The organism is Thalassospira sp. UBA848, assembly GCF_002295455.1.
GTDB lineage: Bacteria > Pseudomonadota > Alphaproteobacteria > Rhodospirillales > Thalassospiraceae > Thalassospira.
The window spans coordinates 1-2051 of record NZ_DBGS01000129.1 but is presented as its reverse complement, the minus strand read 5'-3'; the positions used below and the strand labels follow the sequence as shown (position 1 = coordinate 2051).

The window sequence follows — 2051 nt, the reverse complement described above, 5'->3', positions numbered from 1 at the left end:
GAGGTCGGCTCATCAAACAGCATGATTTTCGGCTGCATGCAGAGCGAACGGGCAATCGCCACTCGCTGCTGCTGACCACCGGAAAGTTGGCCCGGGAATTTGTGGGCCTGCTCGGCAATTCGCACACGCTCAAGGTAATGCATGGCCAGTTCGTTGGCTTGCTTCTTGGGCATCTTGCGAACCCAGATCGGGGCCAGCGTCAGGTTTTCCAGCACGGTCATGTGCGGGAAAAGGTTGAAGTGCTGGAACACCATGCAGACTTCGCGGCGCACGGCTTCAATGTTTTTGACATCGTCGCCAAGCAAGATGCCATCGACGAAGACTTCACCGCTTTGATAGGTCTCAAGGCGGTTCAGGGTGCGGATCAGCGTCGATTTACCTGAGCCGGACGGGCCGCAGATAACGATACGCTCACCTTTGCGAACAGACAGGTCAATATCCTGAAGAACATGGAAATTGCCATACCATTTGTTCATCTTGTTGACGGTGATGACATCCTCTTTGGACGGAGGAGGCACAGCGCCGGTAGTGGGTTCAGTTGCTACAGTCATTGTTTTTTCCTCACTCCTTACCTTTGTTCGCCTTTGCGAAGCTCTTTTTCAAGATAGGCGGAATATTTCGCCATCGAGAAACAGATCAGGAAGAAAATTGCCGCGGCGAAGGCATAACCTTCGACGTAATACTTGGTCCAGGCCGGGTCACTGCGCAGTGCCAGCTTCACCGTGCCAAGGAAGTCAAACAGGCCAATAATCACGACCAGTGTGGTGTCCTTGAACATGGAGATAAAGCTGTTGACGGTCGGCGGGATCACCAGACGCAGTGCCTGCGGCAAAATGATCAGACGCATCGATTGCCAGTAAGACAGCGCAAGACTGTCACCAGCCTCGAACTGACCACGCGGTACGGCCTGCAGACCACCACGGAATACCTCGGCGAGGTAGGCAGCGGTAAACAGGATAATACCGATCTGTGCACGCAGCAGCTTGTCGATGGTCACCCCATCAGGCAGGAACAGCGGGAACATGACCGATGCCATGAACAGCACCGTAATCAGTGGCACACCACGAATAACCTCGATGTAAACCACAGACACGGTTTTGATCGCTGGCATGTGCGACTGTCGACCAAGTGCCAGCAGCAGTCCGAACGGAAAGGCAAAGATCACACCGATCGAGGACAGGATCAGGGTCAGCGGCAGGCCACCCCAATAGCTGTTCTGGACATAGGTCAGACCAAACACACCACCCCACATGAGGATGGCAATGATCGGCACACCAATCACCCACATCGGGATGATGGCCTTGCGCATGCCCGGATACTTAACTCCACCGAGGCTACCGCAAATGATGCCCATCAGAAGGATCATGGCCAACAGCGGACGCCACTGTTCGTCAAACGGGTAGGTCCCGAACAGGATCAGTCGCAAGTTCGCATTCACAAAGCCCCAGCAGGCGCCGCTGGCTTCTGCGCAACCCTCGATGGTGGGGGACAGCGTCGCATTGACGATGGCCCACTCAACGATTGGCGGGATAAGCCAGAACAGGAATGCGATCGAACCAAGCGTCAAAATGGTGTTGAACCATCCGTCAAACAGGTTCTTTTTCGACCATACAATCGCACGTTCGGCAAAGGTGCCGGTTGGCAGCGGAGGTAGTTTTGCGTTTTCTGACATGTTACCTCTCCACCAGTGCCATTTTCTTGTTGAACCAGTTCATAAAGAGCGAGGTCAACAAGGACAAACCAAGATAGATCGACATGAAGATCGAGATGGCCTCAATCGCCTGACCTGTCTGGTTCATGGTCGTGTTGGATACCGAAACCAGATCCGGGTAACCGACAGCAACAGCCAATGAGCTGTTTTTGGTCAGGTTCAGATACTGGTTGGTCAGTGGCGGGATCGCAACGCGCATGGATTGCGGCAGGATCACCTTGCGAAGGGCGACAGAACGGCGAATGCCAAGACTGTCGGCAGCCTCCCACTGACCATTCGGAACAGCCTGGATACCGGAACGAACAACCTCGGCAACATAGGTCGAGGTGTAAACCGTAAG

General features: G+C 54.3%; 3 protein-coding genes. All 3 read right to left on the bottom strand.

Annotated features, from left to right (window positions below; translation table 11 throughout):
- The coding region (locus tag B2R48_RS17395; RefSeq protein ID WP_414716199.1) for an amino acid ABC transporter ATP-binding protein at positions 1-476 on the bottom strand (476 nt) is incomplete at its 3' end.
- A 92-nt stretch (positions 477-568) separates the two neighbouring features.
- The gene (locus B2R48_RS17390; protein WP_297003045.1) at positions 569-1672 is read right to left on the bottom strand and encodes an amino acid ABC transporter permease; all 1104 of its coding nucleotides are present in this window, start codon (positions 1670-1672) and stop codon (positions 569-571) included.
- A 1-nt stretch (position 1673) separates the two neighbouring features.
- Positions 1674-2051 (bottom strand): ABC transporter permease subunit (locus B2R48_RS17385; RefSeq protein ID WP_297003044.1); only part of this gene is annotated, 378 nt, incomplete at its 5' end.